General features: G+C 65.1%; 19 protein-coding genes. 5 read left to right on the forward strand and 14 right to left on the reverse strand.

Annotated features, from left to right (window positions below; translation table 11 throughout):
* Window positions 1–77: 77 nt before the first annotated feature.
* Window positions 78–1,625 (reverse strand): M20/M25/M40 family metallo-hydrolase, encoded by a 1,548-nt coding sequence (locus tag ACEN9O_RS04200; RefSeq protein ID WP_495616393.1) that lies wholly within the window; start codon window positions 1,623–1,625, stop codon window positions 78–80.
* A 187-nt stretch (window positions 1,626–1,812) separates the two neighbouring features.
* On the opposite strand from ACEN9O_RS04200, the gene ACEN9O_RS04205 reads away from it, so the two are divergent.
* Window positions 1,813–4,608, forward strand: coding sequence for a valine--tRNA ligase (locus tag ACEN9O_RS04205; RefSeq protein ID WP_495616394.1), 2,796 nt, complete (start codon window positions 1,813–1,815; stop codon window positions 4,606–4,608).
* Window positions 4,609–4,761: 153 nt separating this feature from the next.
* Here the strand turns inward: ACEN9O_RS04205 and ACEN9O_RS04210 are convergent, their stop codons facing one another.
* Complete coding sequence (locus ACEN9O_RS04210) at window positions 4,762–5,187, reverse strand: Lrp/AsnC family transcriptional regulator (protein WP_495616395.1); 426 nt, start codon at window positions 5,185–5,187, stop codon at window positions 4,762–4,764.
* Between the two features lie 123 nt (window positions 5,188–5,310).
* On the opposite strand from ACEN9O_RS04210, the gene ACEN9O_RS04215 reads away from it, so the two are divergent.
* Entirely contained in the window at window positions 5,311–6,915 is a 1,605-nt protein-coding gene (locus ACEN9O_RS04215) for a phytoene desaturase family protein (RefSeq protein WP_495616396.1), read from the forward strand.
* Here the strand turns inward: ACEN9O_RS04215 and ACEN9O_RS04220 are convergent, their stop codons facing one another.
* Genes ACEN9O_RS04220 through ACEN9O_RS04230 form a run of 3 tightly spaced genes read right to left on the reverse strand, consistent with a single transcriptional unit; the run spans window position 6,916 to window position 9,509 of the window.
* Window positions 6,916–7,884, reverse strand: a complete 969-nt coding sequence (locus ACEN9O_RS04220; protein ID WP_495616397.1) for a threo-3-hydroxy-L-aspartate ammonia-lyase — start codon at window positions 7,882–7,884, stop codon at window positions 6,916–6,918. It lies immediately after the preceding gene.
* 22 nt (window positions 7,885–7,906) lie between these two features.
* Complete coding sequence (locus ACEN9O_RS04225) at window positions 7,907–8,893, reverse strand: ornithine cyclodeaminase family protein (RefSeq protein ID WP_495616398.1); 987 nt, start codon at window positions 8,891–8,893, stop codon at window positions 7,907–7,909.
* Window positions 8,874–9,509, reverse strand: coding sequence for a helix-turn-helix transcriptional regulator (locus ACEN9O_RS04230; RefSeq protein WP_495616399.1), 636 nt, complete (start codon window positions 9,507–9,509; stop codon window positions 8,874–8,876). Before ACEN9O_RS04230 ends, ACEN9O_RS04225 begins: the two co-directional genes overlap by 20 nt.
* A 110-nt stretch (window positions 9,510–9,619) precedes the next feature.
* Here ACEN9O_RS04230 and ACEN9O_RS04235 point away from each other — a divergent pair, with 110 nt between their 5' ends.
* Window positions 9,620–10,060 carry a DUF2147 domain-containing protein gene (locus tag ACEN9O_RS04235; RefSeq protein ID WP_495616400.1) on the forward strand — a complete coding sequence of 147 codons (441 nt, stop codon included), beginning with the start codon at window positions 9,620–9,622 and terminating at the stop codon, window positions 10,058–10,060.
* Between the two features lie 37 nt (window positions 10,061–10,097).
* Here the strand turns inward: ACEN9O_RS04235 and ACEN9O_RS04240 are convergent, their stop codons facing one another.
* Window positions 10,098–10,928, reverse strand: a complete 831-nt coding sequence (locus tag ACEN9O_RS04240; protein WP_495616401.1) for a spondin domain-containing protein — start codon at window positions 10,926–10,928, stop codon at window positions 10,098–10,100.
* A gap of 300 nt (window positions 10,929–11,228) precedes the next feature.
* On the opposite strand from ACEN9O_RS04240, the gene ACEN9O_RS04245 reads away from it, so the two are divergent.
* Window positions 11,229–13,010, forward strand: coding sequence for an Ig-like domain-containing protein (locus ACEN9O_RS04245; RefSeq protein ID WP_495616402.1), 1,782 nt, complete (start codon window positions 11,229–11,231; stop codon window positions 13,008–13,010).
* A gap of 25 nt (window positions 13,011–13,035) precedes the next feature.
* Window positions 13,036–14,184 carry an OmpA family protein gene (locus ACEN9O_RS04250; RefSeq protein WP_495616403.1) on the forward strand — a complete coding sequence of 383 codons (1,149 nt, stop codon included), beginning with the start codon at window positions 13,036–13,038 and terminating at the stop codon, window positions 14,182–14,184.
* Window positions 14,185–14,272: 88 nt separating this feature from the next.
* Here the strand turns inward: ACEN9O_RS04250 and ACEN9O_RS04255 are convergent, their stop codons facing one another.
* The 8 genes from ACEN9O_RS04255 to dusB form a co-directional block, all read right to left on the reverse strand.
* Complete coding sequence (locus ACEN9O_RS04255) at window positions 14,273–14,728, reverse strand: YaiI/YqxD family protein (RefSeq protein ID WP_495616404.1); 456 nt, start codon at window positions 14,726–14,728, stop codon at window positions 14,273–14,275.
* Entirely contained in the window at window positions 14,728–15,783 is a 1,056-nt protein-coding gene (gene ruvB / locus ACEN9O_RS04260; RefSeq protein ID WP_495616405.1) for a Holliday junction branch migration DNA helicase RuvB, read from the reverse strand. Before ruvB ends, ACEN9O_RS04255 begins: the two co-directional genes overlap by 1 nt.
* A gap of 19 nt (window positions 15,784–15,802) precedes the next feature.
* Window positions 15,803–16,102 carry a hypothetical protein gene (locus ACEN9O_RS04265; RefSeq protein ID WP_495616406.1) on the reverse strand — a complete coding sequence of 100 codons (300 nt, stop codon included), beginning with the start codon at window positions 16,100–16,102 and terminating at the stop codon, window positions 15,803–15,805.
* A gap of 256 nt (window positions 16,103–16,358) precedes the next feature.
* Window positions 16,359–16,937 carry a Holliday junction branch migration protein RuvA gene (gene ruvA / locus ACEN9O_RS04270; RefSeq protein ID WP_020704911.1) on the reverse strand — a complete coding sequence of 193 codons (579 nt, stop codon included), beginning with the start codon at window positions 16,935–16,937 and terminating at the stop codon, window positions 16,359–16,361.
* Window positions 16,938–16,964: 27 nt separating this feature from the next.
* Window positions 16,965–17,525, reverse strand: a complete 561-nt coding sequence (gene ruvC / locus ACEN9O_RS04275; protein WP_495616407.1) for a crossover junction endodeoxyribonuclease RuvC — start codon at window positions 17,523–17,525, stop codon at window positions 16,965–16,967.
* 137 nt (window positions 17,526–17,662) lie between these two features.
* The gene (purH, locus tag ACEN9O_RS04280) at window positions 17,663–19,249 is read right to left on the reverse strand and encodes a bifunctional phosphoribosylaminoimidazolecarboxamide formyltransferase/IMP cyclohydrolase (RefSeq protein ID WP_495616408.1); all 1,587 of its coding nucleotides are present in this window, start codon (window positions 19,247–19,249) and stop codon (window positions 17,663–17,665) included.
* Window positions 19,250–19,356: 107 nt separating this feature from the next.
* Window positions 19,357–19,590, reverse strand: a complete 234-nt coding sequence (locus tag ACEN9O_RS04285) for a helix-turn-helix domain-containing protein (RefSeq protein ID WP_008445162.1) — start codon at window positions 19,588–19,590, stop codon at window positions 19,357–19,359.
* A gap of 106 nt (window positions 19,591–19,696) precedes the next feature.
* A complete protein-coding gene (gene dusB / locus ACEN9O_RS04290; RefSeq protein ID WP_495616409.1) occupies window positions 19,697–20,713 on the reverse strand; it encodes a tRNA dihydrouridine synthase DusB in 1,017 nt (338 codons plus the stop codon).
* Window positions 20,714–20,765 lie beyond the last annotated feature (52 nt).

A 20,765-nucleotide genomic window follows, 5' to 3' on the forward strand; every position in this document is an offset into this window, starting at 1 on the left:
CTATGGATTCCGCGACGGCGGACCGCCGCTTTCGCGGGAATGACGAGACTCGCGGGCAGCGTGGGGCGAGCCGGGCATTACTGCGGCGGGTAAGTCACGGTCAGCGTGTAGCTGGACGCGACGTAGCCGTTCAGCAGCACGTAGGCGTTGCCGTTGGCGGCGTAGGACACGGTGCAGCTCTCGGTGCTGCTCGGGCCGTCGGACTTGCAGTCATAGCTGGTGGTGCTGGCCGCGCCGGCTTTACGCACATAGAGGTCGGTGTCGCCGCTGCCGCTGAGCGCGGCCTTGAAGCTGCCACCGCCCGCGACCGCGAACGGACCGTAGGCGCGCGTCTGGCCCCTGGTCAGGCTGCCGGTATAGGTCTCGGTGTGGTCGGCCGGCGGCGTCACGCCAGGACCGTCGCTGCCCAGCTCGACCGCGTAGGCCAGCGCCATGCGCGCGAACTTGAGCGCGTGGTCGGCCTGGCTGCCGGTGTTGGCGTAGGTGTCGTTGGCGGTGTGGATGTAGGGATTGTCCTCGCCCATGGCCGTCTCGAACGGCATCGACGTCCAGTAGCCGGCCGAGTTCCACGAGGCGTGGTCGGAGCAGGCGTAGCCGCACTGGTCGTGGCCGATCTTCAAGGTCGGCAGGTAGGTCGTGATCAGGTTGGCGACGAAGGTGTTCTGGGCGCTGTCGGTGTAGTCCGTGAACAGGTAGATGTCATCGGCCGAGCCCTGGTAGTCGGTCATGTCGAGCTGCATCACGCCGACCACGTTGACGTTGTTGGCCTTGTAGTTCTGGGCGATGTCCTGCGAGCCGCGCAGACCCACTTCCTCGGCGGCGTAGCCGATCAGCTTGATGGTGCGGCGCGGCTTGTAGCCGCTGGCGATCATTACCCGCAGCACCTCGGTCAGGCTGGCGATGCCGGAGGCGTCGTCGTCGGCGCCGGGCGCCTTGGTGGTCTCGCTGGTGCCGGCCTGGTTGATCGAGTCCAGGTGGCCGCCCAGCACCACCACTTCGCTCGGGTTGTCGGTGCCGGTGATGGTCAGGATCACCGACTTCTGCGGCCAGGAGGCGTGCGTGTACTGGGTGACGGCGATGTCGCTGCGGCCGGCCGCCATCGTGGTCCAGCGCTGCAGGAGCCAGTTCGACGCGTTCACGCCGTTGTTGGTGGTGTAGTAGCGGTTGGCGTAGGCCGACATGTCGACGATGGTCTGGCCGATGTTACTGGCCTGCATTTGCGTCAGCATGGGGTTGACCACGCTTTGCTGGTCGATCACGTACGACGGCCGCGCCACGGCCAGTTGTGCGGTGCTGGCCTTGGACGGCGTCAACGCGGCGATGCCGGCCGCCTCGCTGGCGTGGAACATGAAGCCGCCGCAGCGGCGCAGCTTGCGGTGCACGGCGGCCGACAATGACAGCATCTGCTGCTCGTCGACCTCGACCAGGTGCACCCGCTCCTGGCCGGGCCGGACGGCTAAGCTGGCGCGGCTTTCGCGCGCCTGCACCTGCGGCGCGATTTTCTGCAATTGGGCATAGGCGGCGTCGCCGACGCTGATCCAGACCTTGTCGGACTGGGCCAGCGCGGAAGCCGATGCGCCGGCCAGTAGGCCAGCGACCAGCACAGCAATGAGTCGAGTTGTCATTTCCGTCTCCATGTCAAAAAAACATTATTGGGACGGCCAACGGTATGCTCTTCGGCGGGGCGAGTCAAAAAACTTGCGGAATTCGACATCCGGGCGGGAAATGTCCAGGGTTTAACAAGCGGCGATCTGCTCATGGCTTGCTGCGTCATCTATAATGGTTGTTTCTCCAAATTTAATCTGCCAAATCATGGAATTAGCCAAGTCTTTCGAGCCTGCCGACATTGAACAATTCTGGCGTACCGAGTGGGAACAGCGCGGTTACTACACCGCCACCCTCGACGCCGGCAAACCTTCTTTCAGCATCCAGCTGCCGCCGCCGAACGTGACCGGCACCCTGCACATGGGCCATGCCTTCAACCAGACCATCATGGACGGCCTGACCCGCTACCATCGCATGCTGGGCCACAACACCGCCTGGATTCCCGGCACCGACCACGCTGGCATCGCCACGCAGATCGTGGTGGAGCGCCAGCTGGACGCGCAGAAGATCTCGCGCCACGACCTGGGCCGCGAAGAGTTCGTCAAGAAAGTCTGGGAGTGGAAAGAGAAATCCGGCTCCATCATCACCGGCCAGATGCGCCGCCTGGGCACCTCGCCGGACTGGAAGCGCGAATACTTCACGATGGACGAGCCGCGCTCGAAAGTCGTCACCGACGTCTTCGTGCGCCTGCACGAGCAGGGCCTGATCTACCGCGGCAAGCGCCTGGTCAACTGGGATCCGGTGCTGGGCACCGCCGTCTCCGACCTGGAAGTGGTGTCGGAAGAGGAAGACGGCTCGATGTGGTACATCAAGTACCCGCTGGCCGACGGCAGCGGCACGCTGACCGTGGCCACCACCCGTCCTGAAACCATGCTGGGCGACGTCGCCGTGGCGGTGGACCCGACCGACGAGCGCTACCTGCCGCTGGTCGGCAAGATGCTGAAGCTGCCGCTGACCGACCGCGAAATCCCGATCATCGCCGACGAATACGTCGACAAGGAATTCGGCACCGGCTGCGTCAAGATCACCCCTGCGCACGACCTGAACGACTATGCCGTCGGCCAGCGCCACAAGCTGCCGCTGCTGACCATCATGACGCTGGAAGCGAAGATCAACGACGAAGCGCCGGTCGCCTACCGCGGCATGGACCGCTTCGTGGCGCGCAAGCAGATCGTCGCCGACCTGGACGCGCTGGGTTTGCTGGAGCAGGTCAAGCCGCACAAGCTGATGGTGCCGCGCGGCGACCGTACCGGCGTCATCATCGAGCCGATGCTGACCGACCAGTGGTTCGTCGCCATGAGCAAGCCGGCGCCGGAAGGCACTTTCTTCCCGGGCAAATCGATCGCCGAAACCGCGCTGGACAAGGTCGCCAACGGCGAGATCAAGTTCGTGCCGGAAAACTGGAGCACCACCTACAACCAGTGGCTCAACAACATCCAGGACTGGTGCATCTCGCGCCAGCTGTGGTGGGGCCACCAGATCCCGGCATGGTACGACGACGCCGGCAACATCTTCGTCGCCAAGACCGAAGCCGAAGCGATCGCGCAAGCGGTCGCCAAGGGCAGCACCGGCCCGCTGCGCCGCGACAACGACGTGCTCGACACGTGGTTCTCGTCCGCGCTGGTGCCGTTCTCCACGCTCGGCTGGCCGGAAGAAACGCCTGATATCAAGGCCTTCATGCCGTCGTCGGTGCTGGTGACCGGCTTCGACATCATCTTCTTCTGGGTGGCACGCATGGTCATGATGACCGCGCACTTCACCGGCAAGGTGCCGTTCGAGACGGTGTACGTGCACGGCCTGGTGCGCGACTCGACCGGCCAGAAGATGTCCAAGTCCAAGGGCAACACGCTGGACCCGATCGACCTGATTGACGGCATCGGCATCGATGCGCTGGTGGAGAAACGCACCACCGGCCTGATGAACCCGAAAGCTGCAGAGAAGATTGCCAAGGCCACCCGCAAGGAGTTCCCGGAGGGGATCGCCGCCTACGGCACCGACGCGGTGCGCTTCACGATGGCGTCGTACGCCTCGCTGGGCCGCAACATCAACTTCGACCTGGGTCGCGCCGAAGGCTACCGCAACTTCTGCAACAAGCTGTGGAACGCCACCCGCTTCGTGCTGATGAACACCGAGGAGAAGGATTGCAGCGCCAGCGTGGCCGACCTGTCGAACGCCGACAAGTGGATCATCTCGCTGCTGCAGAAGGCCGAGCAGGACGTGGCCAAGGGCTTCGAGGACTACCGCTTCGACAACATCGCCTCGACCATCTACAAGTTCGTCTGGGACGAGTATTGCGACTGGTATCTGGAAGTGGCCAAAGTGCAGGTGCAGAGCGGCACCGAAGGCCAGCAACGCGCTACCCGCCACACGCTGCTGCGCGTGCTGGAAGTGGTGCTGCGCCTGGCGCATCCGGTCATTCCATTCGTTACCGAAGCGCTGTGGCAGGCTGTCGCGCCGCTGGCCGGCAAGACCGGTGATTCGATCATGACCCAGCCTTACCCGATCGCCAACACCGCCGCCATCGACGAATCGGCCGAGGCCTGGATGCAGCAGCTGAAGGCGCTGACCGACGCCACCCGCAACCTGCGCGGCGAAATGCAGCTGGCGCCATCGCTGCGCGTGCCGCTGATCGTCGAGCCGACCAATGCGGCCGACAAGGCGGCGATGGAAGTGTTCGCGCCGTACATCCAGTCGCTGGGCAAGCTGGCCGAAGTGCAGATCGTCGACGCGCTGCCGGAATCGCCGGCTGCCGTGTCGATCGTCGGCACGACCAAGCTGATGCTGAAGGTGGAGATCGATGTGAAGGCCGAGCGCGAGCGTCTGGCCAAGGAGATCGCCCGCGTTGAAGGCGAGATCAACAAGGCCAACGGCAAGCTGTCGAACGAAAGCTTCGTCGCCCGCGCGCCGGCCGAGGTGGTGGCGCAGGAGAAGGAACGCGTCGCCAACTTCTCGGCCACGCTGGACAAGATGCGCGAGCAGTTCGCCAAGCTGCCGGCAGCCTGATCAGGTCAGCCACCAAGCAAAAGCCGCCCGGTGCAAGCCGCGCGGCTTTTTTTTCGCAGTCATTCCCGCGCAGGCGGGAATCCATGCTGACTAAGCCGCCAAGCGTTCTATGGATTCCCGCCTGCGCGGGAATGACGACGCTCTACATTGCCACTAGCGGTCGATACGGGTCGTCATCAGGATCGAGGTCGTGGTGCGCTCCACGCCGTCGAGCGCGCCGATGCGGTCCACCACGCCATCGAGCTCCTCCACCGAGCCGGCTTCCACGCCGGCGATGAAGTCATATATCCCGTTCACCGAATGCAGCGTGCGCACATGGGCGAGCTTGCGCAAGGCGCTTTCAATGGCCGGCGTCAGCTTCGGCGTGGCCGTGATCATCACCAAAGCCCGCACAAGTCCCGCCTGGTAGTCGGCGCTGGTGCGCACCGTGTAACCGATCACGACGCCCGAGCGCTCCAGCCGCTCGATCCGGCTTTGCACCGTCGTGCGCGACAGGCCCAGCTTGCGCGCCAGCTCGCTCGTGGTGGCGCGCGCGTTTTCGCGCAGCAGGGCCAGCAGTTGTTGGTCGATATCGTCCATCTTTTCCTTTTGCCGATAAGTTCGTCATTTTGCTCAGTATATTCCCGCAATTCGTCGGCTTGTGCAATGCAATTTGCCGAAACCGTCCGCACAATGATGCTACTGAATTCGAGGAGAGTATTGATGCGCGACGTGATCATTATCGGCGGCGGCCACAACGGCCTGGTGTGCGCCCACTATCTGGCCAGGGCTGGCCTGAAGGTAACCGTACTGGAACAACGCAGCGTGGTCGGCGGCGCGGCGGTGACCGAGGAATTCCATCCGGGCTTCCGCAATTCCGTGGCCGCGTACACCGTGTCGCTGCTCAATCCCAAAGTGATCCGCGATCTGGAGCTGATCAAACACGGACTGAAGATAGTCGAACGCCCGCTGTCGAACTTCCTGCCGCTGGACGACGGCCGCTATCTGAAAATCGGCCCCGGTAAAACCGCCGGGGAAGTGGCAAAGTTCTCCCAGCGCGACGCGGACCGCCTGCAAGCCTATGGCGAACATCTGGAAGTCGCCGCCGAACTGCTGCGCGACACCGTGCTGCAAACGCCGCCCAACCTGGTCCAGGGCAACTGGCTCAGCGCCCTGCCTGAACTGATCAAGGCCGGCGGCCTGGGCAATCGCATGCGCAAGCTTCCGCTGGCCACCCAGCGCGAACTGCTCGACCTGTTCACCAAATCGGCCGGCGATTATCTGGACGGCTGGTTCGAGAGCGCGCCGATCAAGGCCGCCTTCGGCTTCGACAGCATCGTCGGCAACTACGCCAGCCCCTACACTCCCGGTTCCGCCTACGTGCTGCTGCACCATGTGTTCGGCGAGGTGAACGGCAAGAAAGGCGCGTGGGGCCACGCCATCGGCGGCATGGGCGCCATCACGCAGGCCATGGCCCGCTCGGCCGAAGCGCGCGGGGTCGAGATCCGAACCGGTTGCGGCGTGCGCGAAGTGCTACTGGAAAAGGGCCGCGCGGTCGGCGTCGTCACCGCGCAGGGCGAGCGGCTAGATACGCGGGTGGTGGTCTCCAACCTCAATCCGCGCCTGTTGTACACGTCATTGGTCGATCCGGCCGCCCTGCCGGCCGATTTCCTGCGCCGCATGGAGGGCTGGCGCTGCGGCTCCGGCACCTTCCGCATGAACGTGGCCTTGTCCGAACTGCCGGACTTCAGCTGCCTGCCCGGCAAGGCAATGGCGGAACATCACGGCAGCGGCATCATCATCGCCCCCAGCCTCGACTACATGGAGCGGGCCTACCACGACGCCCGCGCGCTGGGCTGGGCGCGCAAGCCCATCGTCGAAGTGCTGATCCCCTCCACGCTGGACCCGACGCTGGCGCCACCCGGCCAGCATGTGGCCAGCCTGTTCTGCCAGCACGTGGCGCCGCAATTGCCCGACGGCGCCAGCTGGGATGAGCACCGCGACACCGTCGCCGACCTGATGATAGACACCGTCAACAACTACGCGCCCAACTTCAAGCAGTCCGTGCTGGGCCGGCAGATCATGAGTCCGCTCGACCTGGAACGCACCTTCGGCCTGGTCGGCGGCGACATCTTCCATGGCGCGCTGGGACTGGACCAGCTGTTCTCGGCGCGCCCGATGCTGGGCCACGCCGACTATCGCGGCCCCATCGCCGGGCTGTACACCTGCGGCGCCGGCACCCACCCCGGCGGCGGCGTGACCGGCGCGCCGGGGCACAACGCGGCGCACGAGATCCTGCGCGACTTCAAGCAGAAAAAATATGCCTGATCAATGCGCCAGCAAGGCGGCGTAGCGGTCGATGTCGACGTTGCCGCCGCTGATGATCACGCCGATCCGCTTGCCCTGCAGCTGATCCTTCATGGCCCGCGCGGCGGCGAAGCCCAGGCAGCCGGTCGGCTCCACCACCATCTTCATGCGCCCCGCGAAGAAGCGCATTTCGTGGCGCAGCTGCTCGTCGCTGACGGTCAGGATATCGTCCACATCGCGCTTGATGATGGGGAAGGTCAGATGGCCCAGGTGCTGGGTCTGCGCGCCGTCGGCAATGGTCTTCGGCGTTTCGATATGCACGATGCTGCCGCTGCGGAACGATTGCTGGCCGTCGTTGCCCGCCTCCGGCTCCACGCCGTAGATCCTGGTAGACGGCGAGATCGCGCGCGCCGCCAGCGCCGAGCCACTCAGCAAGCCGCCGCCGCCCAGGCAGACAAACAGCGCGTCCAGATGGCCGACCGCCTCCAGCAATTCCTTGGCCGCCGTGCCCTGCCCCGCGATCACGTCCGGGTGATCGTAGGGCGGAATCAGCGTCAGGCCGTGCTTGTGCGCCAGGTCGCGGCCGATCTGTTCGCGGTCTTCGGTGTAGCGGTCGTAGCTCACCACTTGCGCGCCGTAGCCACGGGTGGCCGCGACCTTGGAGGCAGGCGCGTCGTGCGGCATGACGATGGTGGCCGGAATGCCCAGCAGCCTGGCCGCCAGCGCGATCGCCTGCGCATGGTTCCCCGACGAAAACGCCACCACACCGGCACGGCGCTGCTCGGGCGTGAAGCGGGCCAATGCGTTGTAGCCGCCGCGGAATTTGAACGCGCCCATGCGCTGCATGTTCTCGCACTTGAAGAACACCTCGGCGCCCAGTTCCTCGTTGGCGGTGCGCGAGGTGGCCACCGGCGTGTGATGGGCGTGGCCGGCGATGCGTTCCGAGGCGGCGACCACGTCGGCGTAGGTTGGGAGGGTCAGTTCGTTCATCGTATTCCTCTTCTTGATTGTCTTACCAGGGCCAGGCGATGTTGGTGCCCGTGCCAGTTGCCAAAGCGCGCCGTTGCAGCATGCGCGCCACCGAAAGATCCTGCAGGGCGATGCCCGTCATGTCGAAGATGGTCACGGCCTCCGCCGCGATGCCGTGGCGCGCGGGCGTCCCGGCAGCGAGCAGCGTGCCGAATTCCTGTGCCGCCGTTTGCGGCGCCCACTGCAGCTCGCCGATGGCGAGCGCTTGCGCCAGATCGTCGACCCAGATGTGCGCCAGCGCCAGCATGCCTTCCGGCAGTTCGCGCTTGCCGCGCGTATCGCTGCCGACGCAATTCAAATGGGTGCCGGGACGCACGGCGTGCGCCGAGAACAGCGGCCCGCGTCCGGTGGTGGCGGTGATGACGATGTCGCTCTCGGCCACCGCGGCATCCGGGCTGGCGCCGGGCGCGACATCGCAGCGTTGCGCGAAGCGCGCTTCAAAATGCGGATCGCGGCGGCCGTCGGAAGTCAGGTAGCGCACGCGCCGCAGGCCGGGCAGCACACGCAGCGCGTAGTCGACATGCGCCGTGCCCTGCACGCCGGTGCCGAACACGCACAGCGTCGCGCTGTCCGGCCGCGCCAGCGCCAGCAGGCCCAAGGCGCCGGCGGCGGCGGTGCGTGTGGTGGTGACGGCGTTGCCGTCGATCAGGCATTGCGGCCGCCCGCTGGCCGGGTCGAACAGCATGATCGTGGCCTGGTGGCCGTCGGCGCCATGCTGGCGGTTGCCCGGCCAGAAGCCGGCCGCCTTCATGCCCAGCAGGTCCTGCGTCATCACGCCGCCGGATTTGATGCCGAACACGCCGGCCGGCAGCGCCTCGCGCACCAGCGGGAAGTTGCGGCCGTCGCCGCTGGCGTGCTGCAGGAAGGACACGCGCACGGCGGCCAGTACCTCGTCCGGCTGCAGCAGCGCGGCGGCCTGGTCGCGGTCCAGTAACAGCAGGCGGGCGGCGTTATTGGACATCGCGGACATCGTTGTACACCGTGGCGCGCGAGACGTTCAGGTAGTTGGCGACGATATCCATCGCGCGGCGCACGTCGCCCAGGCCGGACTCCTTCAGCTCGCGCATCAGCGCCTTGCGTTCGTCGGCCTTCAGCGCGCGCGGCGTGGTGGCCAGGCGCGCGGCGAACTGGTCGATGCGGGCGCGGATGGCGTCGGCCCCGGCCGGTTCCAGCGTCTCGCGCACGGCGGCGTCCTTGTCGACGGTGCTGAACTGCGTCAGCAAAGTGTTCAGGCTGCGGAACACCGTCAGGTCGACGTTCATGCACAGCGCGGCGACGTACCGGCCCTCGCTGTCCTTGATGCCGATCGAGGTGCTTTTGGCGCGGCGGCCGTCGGCAAAAGTGTTCGGGTAGTTGGCGATGACCTGGGCGACGCCGGCATCGGCCGCGCGCGCCAACCCCAGCTCCGTGGCCGGTGCGCCGACGCCGCGGCCGGACAAGTTATTATGAATCGCCACGATGGCGTGCTCCGGATCGGTCAGGTCGTGCAGGACCACTTCGCAAAACGGCGCCAGGGTCTGGCCCAGTCCGTCGGCGACCTGCTTCATCTGCTCCAGGAGATTCTGCTGTTCGGCTGTCTTTTTCATTCGTACATATTATCTTATTTTAGACAATATGTGTAATTATCGTAAAAATAGTACGACCGGTCATTTATTTGCTACACTCGTTGGACAAAAAATAACCCTGGAGATCCCCCATGAAATTCCTCGCTTTGATCATCACCGCGGCGCTGTCCATCGCCCCGGCCTTCGCCGACGACAGCTCCCCGGTCGGCCTGTGGAAAAACATCGACGACGTCAGCGGCAAGCCGAAAGCGCTGATACGCATCACCGACAGCAACGGCGTCTTGCAAGGCAAGATCGAGCAACTGTTCCGCGCGCCGACCGAAGACCAGAATCCCAAATGCGAGAAGTGCGAGGACGCGCGCAAGAACCAGCCGGTGATCGGCCTGGTGATCATGACCGGCCTGAAAAAAGACGGCGACGAATATAACGGCGGCGAGATCCTCGATCCGGACAACGGCAAGGTCTACCGCAGCAAGATGCACCTGACCGACGGCGGCAAGAAGCTGAGCGTGCGCGGCTACATCGGCGTACCGATGCTGGGCCGCTCGCAGGTGTGGGTGCGCCAGGAATAAACCCTCACGACATTCCCGGCGCTGCCTGCCTTATACTTTAGGCGCCGGTTTTCTGCTGGCGACGGGCGACAAAGCCCAGCAATCCGAGGCCGGCAAACAACATCGCATAGGTTTCCGGCTCAGGCACGGCCGCCACCGAGATATCCAGTCGTCCGATGGATTGCTGGTTGTTGAAATTCAACGCGGTCCAGTCAAAGTTGGCCGGCACATAATTGCCGCTGTCGACAAAGCTCAGATAGGGATTGCCAGTGGCCACGTGCACCACGCCATGCTCGTCGATGCCCTGGTTGGGGCCGGTCTGGCCGCCGCCGATGCCGTAGGCGCCGTTGGCCAGCGAGTAGGCGAAGTTGTTCTGCTCGGTGCCCGCGTCGTACACATGGCCGGCGCCGCCCAGCGCCAGCGACAGCTTGCCGCCACCGGCCAGCGACGACAGGTCGATCGCTTTCGCGTTGTCATTACCGATAAAGAAATCGTTGCTGAGCACGACCATCGCGGCGTAGCTCAGGTAGCGGTTGGCGCCGTTCAAGTCGACGTTGTGCAGCGTGAACGTGCTGCTGGCGCCGGGGAAGCGCGGGCCGTTCGGCAGCGTGGTCTGCAGGCCGCCGGCCACCTGGCTGGCGAAGTTGCTGGTCAGTACGCTGGCGTTGCCGTCTTCGGCGGCGCGCTCGATCGCCACCGACGCCGCGCTGCCCACATCGAAGCTGTCGAAACTGCCGTTGTGCAGCCCCAGCCACAACGGCGCGACGCCGACGCCGCCCACCGGCGCGGTGTTGGTGAAGGTGAAGGTGACGTCGGCCGCCTGGGCGGCGCAGGCGGACAGGCTGACGCAAGCGGCCAGCACGGCCTTGGCGAGAATATAAGGTTTCATCTGATGTCTTCCTTGGTGATGTGAACGGAACGCCGCACGGATGCGCGGCACGTGTTAGTCACATGACATCAGCTCATCATTACAATGATTTCATTTTTATATTTTTTGTATCCGCTGTAAGGTCGCGGGGGCGGTAAACGACTAAAGCGGGTTTAATTTCCACAAAGTTTCCTAACTTCAATGTGTTGTGCGCGACAGCGCACATACCGGCCCCGCCGGGCATGACATCGTGGACCACTTGCCTTGCGCACCCAGCGCGGGCTGCCAGTTGGTCCACTGTTTCAGCACAAAGGAAACATCATGAAATTCCCACCGAGATCCATCCAGTCACTCTTCTGTTCCATCGGCCTGCTTGCGGCCGCCCTGCTGGCAGGATGCGGCGGCGGCGACCAGGGACGCGATCCCCTTCTCGGCCTGCCGGCCGCCACGCTGGTGTCGCTGGCGGTGACGCCGCCGGCGCCCAGCATCGCCCTTGGCGCGACGCAGCAGTTCAGCGCCAGCGCGACCTATAGCGACGGCTCCACGCAAGCGGTCACCGCAGCCTGGAGCTCGGCCACGCCGGCCGTCGCCAGCGTCGCCCCCAGCACCGGCCTGGCCACCGGCGCCAGCGTCGGCACCTCCGTCATCAGCGCAGCCTTCAGCGGCAAGACCGCCTCGGCCACGCTGACCGTCACGCCGGCCGTGCTGGTGTCGCTCGCCGTCGCGCCGCAAGCGCCGACCGTGCGGATCGCCGCCTCGCGCCAGCTGGTTGTCGTCGGCACCTATTCGGACGCCAGCACCCAGGACCTGACCGCCAACTCGACCTTCGCGTCGGCCACGCCGGCTAACGCCAGCGTCAACGCCGGCGGCCTGGTCACCGGTGTCGCGATCGGCACCTCGGTGGTCACCGCCACCAGTGGCGGCAAGAGCGCCACCACCACCGTAACCGTGCCCTCCGCCACGCTCGCCAGCATCGCCGTCACGCCGCAAGCGCCGACCGTGCAGATCGCCGCCACGCGCCAGCTGGCCGTCATCGGCACCTACACCGACGCCACCACTCAGGACCTGACCGCCGGTTCGACCTTCGTCTCGGCCACTCCGGCCAACGCCACCGTCAACGCCCGCGGCCTGGTCACCGGCGTCGCACTCGGCACCTCGGTAGTCACCGCCACCAGCAACGGCATGAGCGCCACCACCACCGTCACCGTGCCCGCTGCCACGCTCACCAGCATCGCCGTCACGCCGGCCACATCGACCGTATTGGTCGGCGGCCAGCAGCAATTCATCGCCACCGCCACCTATTCGGATAACACCACCGCCTTCGTCACCGGCAGCGCCGCCTGGACTACCGCCAGCCCGACCATCGGCACCATCGCCAGCACCGGCATGGCCACTGGCGTCGCCGCCGGCACCACCAGCGTGACCGCCACCGTCGGCGCCCAATCGGGCAGCGCCGCGCTGACCGTTTCTTCTGCCGTCATCCTGCCGCCAGTACCGCCGGCAGCGCAACCGGTTCCGCTGGGCAGCGCTGCCAGCTTTGCCGTGCTGGCCGGCACCTCGCTGACCAATAACGCCGGCGGCACCACGCTGATCACCGGCGATGTCGGCTCGCCGTCGCAAACCACCGATCCAACCCTGGTGGCCGGCTTCACCAACTATAAATCCGGCGCCATCCTGGCCGGCGCCCTGGCCGATCTGCAAACCGCAATCAGCAACGCCAACGGCCGCACTTGCGACGTCAGCTTTGCCGGCGGCGTCGACCTCGGCGGTCAGACCTTCGCACCGGGCGTCTACTGCTACGCCGGCGCCATCAACATCACCGGCACCGTCACGCTGAACGGCCCGGGCGTCTACATCTTCCGCACCGCGCTGACGCTGAATTCGACCGCCAATTCCATCGTCGCGCTGAGCAACGGCGCCACCGCGGCCAACGTCAACTGGCTGCCGGTCGGCCCGACCACGCTGGGCGCCAACAGCGTCTTCAAGGGCTCGATCCTCGGCCAGGCCGCCGCGATCACCGTCGGCGACAACACCACGCTGCTCAACGGCCGCGTGCTGACCGCCGCCGCCGTCACGCTGCGCAACAACCAGATCGCCAAATAAACGCTCACCTCTCAAGGACACCATCATGACCATTGCCAAAAAAATCGGAACCCTGAGCGCGCTCGCGTGCGCCATCCTCGCCATGCAGGCCGCGCAGGCCGAAGAACCTTTCGTCAACCCGGACTGGGCCAACAGCGCCTGGTACCTGGGCACCGGGGTCGGCCGCTCGCGCGCCAATATCGACCAGCCGCGCCTGACGGCCAGCCTGCAAGCGAACGGCGCCAGCGTCACCGCGTTCAACACGGACGAACGCGACACCGGCTACAAGCTGTTCGTCGGCAAACAGCTGAACCGCTACCTGGCGCTGGAGCTGGGTTACTTCGATCTGGGTAAATTCGGCTTCAACGCGACCACGTCCGGCAACGGCGTGCTCAACGGCGAGGCGGGCTTCCGCGGCGCCAACCTGGACTTGCTGGCGCAGCTGCCGCTGTCCGAGCGGCTCTCGCTGCTGGGCCGGGTCGGCGCGAACTACGCCAAGACCAGCACGCATTTCAGCGGCAACCGCCTGGCGGCGGTTACCGGCCCCGATCAGAGCGAGCACAAGTTCAACCCCAAGGCCGGCCTGGGCCTGGAATACAAGCTGAACGAAGCCCTGGCGCTGCGCGGCGAGGTGGAACGCTACCGCGTCAACGATGCCGTCGGCAACCGTGGCAACGTCGATCTGCTGTCGGTCAGCCTAGTCTACAAGCTGGGCCGGCCTGCGCACAGCGCGCCGGTCTATGTGCCGCCGCCTGCCGCTGAGCCGGCACCGGCACCGCCGCCGGTGGTAACGCCGCCACCGCCACCGCCGCAGAAGGCGCCGCAGCCGGCGTCGGAGAAAGTCTCATTCGCCGCCGCAGCGCTGTTTGACTTCGACAAATCGGCCGTCAAGCCGGACGGCAAGGCCGTACTGGATGACCTGCTGGGCAAGCTGCAAGGCATGGACACCGAGGTGATGGTCACCGTCGGCCATACCGACTCGGTGGGCTCGAACGACTACAACCAGAAGCTGTCGCTGCGCCGCGCCGAAGCGGTCAAGGCCTATCTGGTGAGCAAGGGCGTGGATGCCTCGCGCATCTACACCGAGGGCAAGGGCGAAACCCAGCCGCTGGCCGACAACGGCACGGCTGAGGGCCGCGCCAAGAACCGTCGTGTGACGGTCGAGGTGGTCGGTACCCGTACCGCCGCGAAGTAAGCCACGGCGGGCCGCCCCCAACTATCCGCGCTGCATCAGCGCCGCGGATAGCTGGGGGTGGTTTTCGCAGGTAGCTTGAATGAAATAGTCAGGCCTTGCGCTGCATCTTGCTGATGTGGCGGTCCAGGCTGTTGGCGAAGCTCTGCCGGTCGCCCTGGCTGAAGGCGGCCGGGCCGCCGGTGTCGACGCCGCTGCCGCGCAGCTCATCCATGAAGGCGCGCATGGTCAGCATCTGCGCGATGTTGTCGTTGGTGTAGAACTCGCCGCGCGGGTTGAGCGCGTAGCCGCCCTTCTTCAGCACATCCGACGCCAGCGGGATATCGCCGGTGACCACCAGGTCGCCCGGCTCCAGCAGCCGCACGATTTCCTGGTCGGCCACGTCGGCGCCGGACGGCACCTGCACCGAGCGGATGTGGCGCGACGGCGGCACCCGCAGCAACTGGTTGGCCACCAGCGTGACCTGCAGCGGCACGCGGTCGGCCACGCGGTACAAAATTTCCTTGATGACCGCCGGGCAGGCGTCGGCATCGACCCAGATCTGCATCACAGGTCCCACAATTCGCCGTTGGGATTGGTGCGCGGCGGTGTGACGCCGAAGTGCTTGTAGGCGGCCGGCGTGGCCACACGGCCGCGCGGCGTGCGTTGCAAATAGCCTTGCTGGATCAGGTAGGGTTCGAGCACGTCCTCGATGGTGTCGGCCGCTTCGCCGATGGCCGCCGCCAGGTTGCCGATGCCGACCGGGCCGCCGCCGAACTTGTACAGTACAGCTTCGAGCAGCTTGCGGTCCATGACGTCGAAGCCGACGGTGTCAACGTCGAGCATGACCAGCGCGGCGTCGGCCACGGCCTTGGTGATGTCGCCGTTGCCTTTGACTTCGGCGTAGTCGCGCACGCGGCGCAGCAGGCGGTTGGCGATACGCGGCGTGCCGCGCGCGCGGCGGGCGATCTCGACCGCGCCGTCGGGGGCGATGTTGGCCTTCAGCAGCGCGGCGCTGCGCGTGACGATCTGGGTCAGTTCCTCGGTGTTGTAGAACTCCAGCCGGGCGACGATGCCGAAGCGGTCGCGCAGCGGGTTGGTCAGCATGCCGGCGCGGGTGGTGGCGCCGACCAGCGTGAACGGTTGCAGGTCCAGCTTGACGGAGCGCGCGGCCGGGCCTTCGCCGATCATGATGTCGATCTGGTAGTCCTCCAGCGCCGGGTACAGGATCTCCTCGACCACCGGCGACAGGCGGTGGATCTCGTCGATGAACAGCACGTCGTTGGCTTCCAGGTTGGTCAGGATGGCGGCCAGGTCGCCGGGGCGCTCCAGCACCGGGCCGGAGGTCTGGCGCAGGTTCACACCCATCTCGCGCGCGATGATGTTGGCCAGCGTGGTCTTGCCCAGGCCGGGCGGGCCGAACAGCAGCGTGTGGTCCAGCGCCTCCTTGCGGTTGCGGGCGGCGGCGATGAAGATTTCCAGCTGGTCGCGGATCTTGGACTGCCCGACATATTCATCGAGGTGCTTGGGGCGCAAGGCGCGCTCGATCGCCTCCTCATTCGGCGACGACGGCGCCGCGTCGATGATGCGTTGTTCGGTGAAGCTGTCGGTCTGGATGCTCATGCAGTTGCTGGTTGCCTATTTAATCAAGTCTCGGGGTTTTCCGTATTCGCTGCATGTAATCGCTTTGCAGTTTTTTGCTCAGTATTAGCTGTTGCAATTCTGGCTCAGTCAGCATGCGATTAGGGACGCCCGCCAGTTCCGGCGGCGAATCGATTTTCAATATCAGTGATTCTACCTTGCCTTCATCGATCAACTGCTTCCAGGCTTTCAATGATGCTTTCAGCTGTACGAGCCCGGCTGAGATATCGGGCTTCTGACGCGGTAAGGCATTCGAACCCGAACCCGAACCGTTGTCGCCACCAGTATTCGATGTGTCCATGTTTGCTCCTCAGCTCAGACAATTGTTCACTTGTAAGGGCCAGCTCGGCGGAATAGTCCTTGCCGGTTAATGCCGTTGCGCCAATAACAAATCCATTCTGCGCAAGAATATGACCTCGAAAATTGGCAAGCGTTCCGCCGTGACAGACAAAGCTATCCACCAACAAATAGTTTAGACCAATTACCACCGCCCCGCGAAAAATCACCTGCCGTTGCAGCCGCATAGGCGGGGCCGCCTGCGATCCGATTGAGGCGGATCAGCCTTTCGACAGCGCTTTCAGCGCCTGCTTGATGCCGTCCGAGACGCCGCTGCCGGCGGGGACGGTCTTCAGCGCCAGCAAGGCTTCCTTGTCGGAGTAGCCCAGCGCCAGCAGCGCGTTCAGGATATCGGATTGCGAGTCCGGCACCGCGTGCGCGCCGCCGGCGCCGATATCCGCGCCCAGCTTGCCCTTCAGTTCCAGCAGCAATCGCTCGGCGGTCTTCTTGCCGATGCCCGGCACCTTGATCAGGCGGCCCGATTCCTGCAACGTCACCGCCTGCGCCAGGTCGGCAATCGACATGCCGGACAAAATCGACAGCGCGGTGCGCGCGCCGACGCCGGTGATCTTGATCAGCTGGCGAAACACCGCGCGCTCCTCGGCGTTGCCAAAGCCGAACAGCAGGTGCGCATCCTCGCGGATCGCCTGGTGCGTGAACAGCACCACTTTCTCGCCCACGCCGGGCAGGTTGTAGAAGGTGCTCATCGGCACATCGACTTCGTAGCCGACGCCGCCGCAGTCGACCAGCAGTTGCGGCGGATTTTTTTCAAGCAGAATACCGGAGAGACGACCGATCATCGTGTGATTGCCTTTAAAGAGGAATGTTTAGCCGACCAGGCGGCCGTTTTTCATACGCAGGCCGGCCAGCGGGCCGCGGGCGGCGGTGGTCGTGCCCTTGCCGGCACCGGCGATCAGGGTCAGCGTTTCGCGGCTGTGGGCATGGCAGATGGCGATGCCCAGCGCATCGGCGGCGTCGGTGCCGGGCAGGCCGGGCAGCGACAGCAGCCGCGCCACCATGTCCTGCACCTGCGCCTTGAGCGCGCGGCCCGTGCCCACCACCGCCTGCTTGACCTGGGTCGGCGAATACTCGGCCACGCTCAGGTCCGCCGACACCAGCGCGCAGATGGCCGCGCCGCGCGCCTGGCCCAGCAGCAAAGTCGATTGCGGATTGACGTTGACGAAGACCTGCTCGATGGCCGCGCATTCAGGCTGGTAGAGGCGCGCCACTTCGGCCACGCCGTCCAGGATCACCTTCAGCCGCACCGGCAGGCTGCCCTCGCCGCTCTTGATGGTGCCGGAGGCGATGTAGCGCAGCTTCGCACCTTGCTTGTGGATGACGCCAAAGCCGGTCGTGCGCAAGCCTGGGTCGATGCCGAGAATAATCATTGGGGAATTGTATGCACTAAGGCAAGCGGCGGCAAGCACGGATGCACGTCATTCCCGCGCAAGCGGGAATCCATGCACAGCTTGCGCCGCTGGGGGAGAGACTCAGCATGGGTTCCCGCTTTCGCGGGAACGACATGTTAGTGGCGGAAGTGGCGGGTGCCGGTGTACAGCATGACCACGCCGCGCTCGTCGGCGGCGTCGATCACTTCCTGGTCGCGCATCGAGCCGCCCGGATGGATCACGCAGGTCGCGCCGGCGTCAACCACCACGTCCAGGCCATCGCGGAACGGGAAGAACGCGTCCGACGCCACCACCGAACCGGCCAGCGACAGGCCGGCGTTCTGCGCCTTGATCGAGGCGATGCGGGCCGAGTCGATACGGCTCATCTGGCCGGCGCCCACACCCAGGGTCATGTTGTTACCGCAGAAGACGATGGCGTTGGACTTGACGTACTTGGCCACGCGCCAGGCGAACATCATGTCCTGCAGCTGCTGCGGCGTAGGCTGCAGCTTGCTGACCACCTTCAGGTCGCCGATCAGCACGTTCTTGGAGTCGGCCGACTGCACCAGCAGGCCGCCGCCGACTCGCTTGAAGTCCATGGCGTTGACACCGTTACCCAGCGGGATTTCCAGCAAACGCACGTTCTGCTTGGCCGACAGGATCTGCTTGGCCTCGGCGGTGAACACCGGCGCGATCAGCACTTCGACGAACAGCTTGGCCAGCTCGGTGGCAGCCGCGGCGTCCACTTCGACGTTGAAGGCGATGATGCCGCCGAAAGCCGAGGTCGGGTCGGTCTGCAGCGCGCGCTTGTACGCGTCGGCCGCGTTGGCGCCCAGCGCCACGCCGCACGGATTGGCGTGCTTGACGATCACGCAGGCTGCGCTCTGGTCGAAGCTGCCCATGCTCTTCACGCATTCCCATGCGGCGTCCGCATCGGCGATGTTGTTGAACGACAGTTCCTTGCCCTGCAGCTGGCGGTAGTTGGCCAGCGCGCCGTCGGTCTTGACGACGTCGCGGTAGAACGCGGCCGACTGGTGCGGGTTTTCGCCGTAGCGCATGTCCTGCACTTTTTCAAACGCCACGTTCAGCGTCTTCGGATAGGCGTTGCGGCTGGCGTGGGCGCGGGTCGCGTCCAGGCTGGTCAGGTAGTTGGCGATGGCGCCGTCGTACTGCGCGGTGTGGGCGTAGACCTTGGTGGCCAGCGTGAAGCGGGTGTCGTAGCTGACGTAGCCGGGGGCGTTGTCGGTGGCCTTCATTTCAGCCAGCACCACGCCGTAGTCGCTCGGATCGCAGATCACGACCACGTCCTTGTGGTTCTTGGCGGCGGAACGCAGCATGGCCGGGCCGCCGATGTCGATGTTCTCGATCGCGTCTTCCAGCGTGCAGCTGTCCTTGGCCACGGTGGCCTGGAACGGGTACAGGTTGACCACCACCATGTCGATGGTCGGGATGTTGTGCTCTTCCAGCTTGGCCACGTGCTCGGGGAAATCGCGGCGCGCCAGGATGCCGCCGTGGACTTTCGGGTGCAGCGTCTTGACGCGGCCATCGAGCATCTCCGGGAAGCCGGTGTAGTCGGCCACTTCGGTCACGGCCACGCCGTTGTCGGCCAGCAGTTTGGCGGTGCCGCCGGTCGACAGGATGTTGACGCCCATGGCGGACAGCGCGCGGGCGAAGTCCAGCACACCGGTTTTGTCGGAGACGGAGATGAGAGCTTGTTTAATCATGGCTATGAGAGGCTAGTGGTTGAATATGGAGGGGATGACGTATTCGGTATTGCAGGTGCGGCAACAGCGGCCGTCCCCAGCCACTCATGCCGGAAAAACGCGCGCTGTTACAGCAGGCCGTGTTCTTGCAGTTTCTTGCGCAAGGTATTGCGGTTGATGCCCAGCATTTGCGCGGCATGCGACTGGTTGCCGTCGGCGCGCGTCATGACTACTTCCAGGATCGGCTTTTCCACCGTCAGCACGACCATGTCGTAGATGTTCGATGCCTGCTGCTCGCCCAGGTCGTTGAAGTAATCTTCGAGGCTCTTCTGGACTACTTCCTGGATGCTTTCTTTGCTCATTTTATATCGTTCGCTTTTAATCTGTTGACGCTGGTAAATCGCTGCGGGGCTTATGACCCAGGCGCTTACCCTTCTGATCCGACTTTTTTAGGCTCTCTACGCCGTCTTATGCCGCTTCCAATTCTTCGGGGAGGCGGTATTGTAACCGCTCGCCGTAACTCCACTGGGATTCGAAAAATTGATCGACGGCAATCAGTTGTTTTTCGGTGGATTCCAGCAGGTTCATTTTCTGGCGGAATGCCTCGCCGCCTTGCAGGTCGCGCACATACCAGCCTATGTGTTTGCGCGCGGTGCGCACGCCCAGGTAGTCGCCGTAGAAGGCGTAGTGGGCGCGCAGGTGCTCGTCCATCAGCGCGCGCACCTCGTCCACGTACGGCGCCGGCAGATGGGTGCCGGTGCGCAGGTAATGGTCGATCTCGCGGAAGATCCACGGACGGCCCTGGGCGGCGCGGCCGACCATGACGGCGTCGGCGCCGGTGTAGTCGAGCACGAACCTGGCCTTCTCCGGCGTGGTGATGTCGCCGTTGGCCACCACCGGGATGCCGACCGAGCGCTTGACCGCCGCGATGGTGTCGTACTCGGCGTCGCCGGTGTAGCCGTCGGCGCGGGTGCGGCCGTGCAGGGTCAGCATGGCGATGCCGGCGTCCTCGGCGATGCGGGCGATGTTCAGCGCGTTTTTATGCGCGCGGTCCCAGCCGGTGCGGAACTTCAGCGTAACGGGCACGTCGACCGCGCCGACCACGGCCTCGACGATCTGCCTGACCAGCACCTCGTCCTGCAACAGGGCCGAACCGCACCAGGCGTTGCAGACCTTCTTGACCGGGCAGCCCATGTTGATGTCGATGATCTGGGCGCCGCGCTCGACGTTGAAACGGGCGCAATCGGCCAGGTCCTGCGGGTCGGCGCCGGCGATCTGCACCGCCTTCGGCTCCATCTCGCCCGCATGGTCGGTACGGCGCGAGCTTTTTTCGGTCGCCCACAAGCGCGGATTCGAGGCCGCCATTTCGGACACCGCATAGCCCGCTCCGAGCTGTTTGCACAGCTGGCGGAAGGGGCGGTCGGTGACGCCGGCCATGGGGGCGACGAAAACGTTGTTGCGCAGTAAATGAGGGCCGATTTGCACTGGCGATACCTGAACGGGAAGAAGGAACCCTCTATTTTAACCGAAGGGGTGC

It is taken from the genome of Duganella sp. Dugasp78, from assembly GCF_059491455.1.

What these genes read in the sequence shown, in the direction of transcription:
- ACEN9O_RS04200 (WP_495616393.1), bottom strand. Translation starts at nt 1,625, where the DNA reads ATGACAACTCGACTCATTGCTGTGCTGGTCGCTGGCCTACTGGCCGGC.
- ACEN9O_RS04205 (WP_495616394.1), top strand. Translation starts at nt 1,813, where the DNA reads ATGGAATTAGCCAAGTCTTTCGAGCCTGCCGACATTGAACAATTCTGG.
- ACEN9O_RS04210 (WP_495616395.1), bottom strand. Translation starts at nt 5,187, where the DNA reads ATGGACGATATCGACCAACAACTGCTGGCCCTGCTGCGCGAAAACGCG.
- ACEN9O_RS04215 (WP_495616396.1), top strand. Translation starts at nt 5,311, where the DNA reads ATGCGCGACGTGATCATTATCGGCGGCGGCCACAACGGCCTGGTGTGC.
- ACEN9O_RS04220 (WP_495616397.1), bottom strand. Translation starts at nt 7,884, where the DNA reads ATGAACGAACTGACCCTCCCAACCTACGCCGACGTGGTCGCCGCCTCG.
- ACEN9O_RS04225 (WP_495616398.1), bottom strand. Translation starts at nt 8,893, where the DNA reads ATGTCCGCGATGTCCAATAACGCCGCCCGCCTGCTGTTACTGGACCGC.
- ACEN9O_RS04230 (WP_495616399.1), bottom strand. Translation starts at nt 9,509, where the DNA reads ATGAAAAAGACAGCCGAACAGCAGAATCTCCTGGAGCAGATGAAGCAG.
- ACEN9O_RS04235 (WP_495616400.1), top strand. Translation starts at nt 9,620, where the DNA reads ATGAAATTCCTCGCTTTGATCATCACCGCGGCGCTGTCCATCGCCCCG.
- ACEN9O_RS04240 (WP_495616401.1), bottom strand. Translation starts at nt 10,928, where the DNA reads ATGAAACCTTATATTCTCGCCAAGGCCGTGCTGGCCGCTTGCGTCAGC.
- ACEN9O_RS04245 (WP_495616402.1), top strand. Translation starts at nt 11,229, where the DNA reads ATGAAATTCCCACCGAGATCCATCCAGTCACTCTTCTGTTCCATCGGC.
- ACEN9O_RS04250 (WP_495616403.1), top strand. Translation starts at nt 13,036, where the DNA reads ATGACCATTGCCAAAAAAATCGGAACCCTGAGCGCGCTCGCGTGCGCC.
- ACEN9O_RS04255 (WP_495616404.1), bottom strand. Translation starts at nt 14,728, where the DNA reads ATGCAGATCTGGGTCGATGCCGACGCCTGCCCGGCGGTCATCAAGGAA.
- ruvB (WP_495616405.1), bottom strand. Translation starts at nt 15,783, where the DNA reads ATGAGCATCCAGACCGACAGCTTCACCGAACAACGCATCATCGACGCG.
- ACEN9O_RS04265 (WP_495616406.1), bottom strand. Translation starts at nt 16,102, where the DNA reads ATGGACACATCGAATACTGGTGGCGACAACGGTTCGGGTTCGGGTTCG.
- ruvA (WP_020704911.1), bottom strand. Translation starts at nt 16,937, where the DNA reads ATGATCGGTCGTCTCTCCGGTATTCTGCTTGAAAAAAATCCGCCGCAA.
- ruvC (WP_495616407.1), bottom strand. Translation starts at nt 17,525, where the DNA reads ATGATTATTCTCGGCATCGACCCAGGCTTGCGCACGACCGGCTTTGGC.
- purH (WP_495616408.1), bottom strand. Translation starts at nt 19,249, where the DNA reads ATGATTAAACAAGCTCTCATCTCCGTCTCCGACAAAACCGGTGTGCTG.
- ACEN9O_RS04285 (WP_008445162.1), bottom strand. Translation starts at nt 19,590, where the DNA reads ATGAGCAAAGAAAGCATCCAGGAAGTAGTCCAGAAGAGCCTCGAAGAT.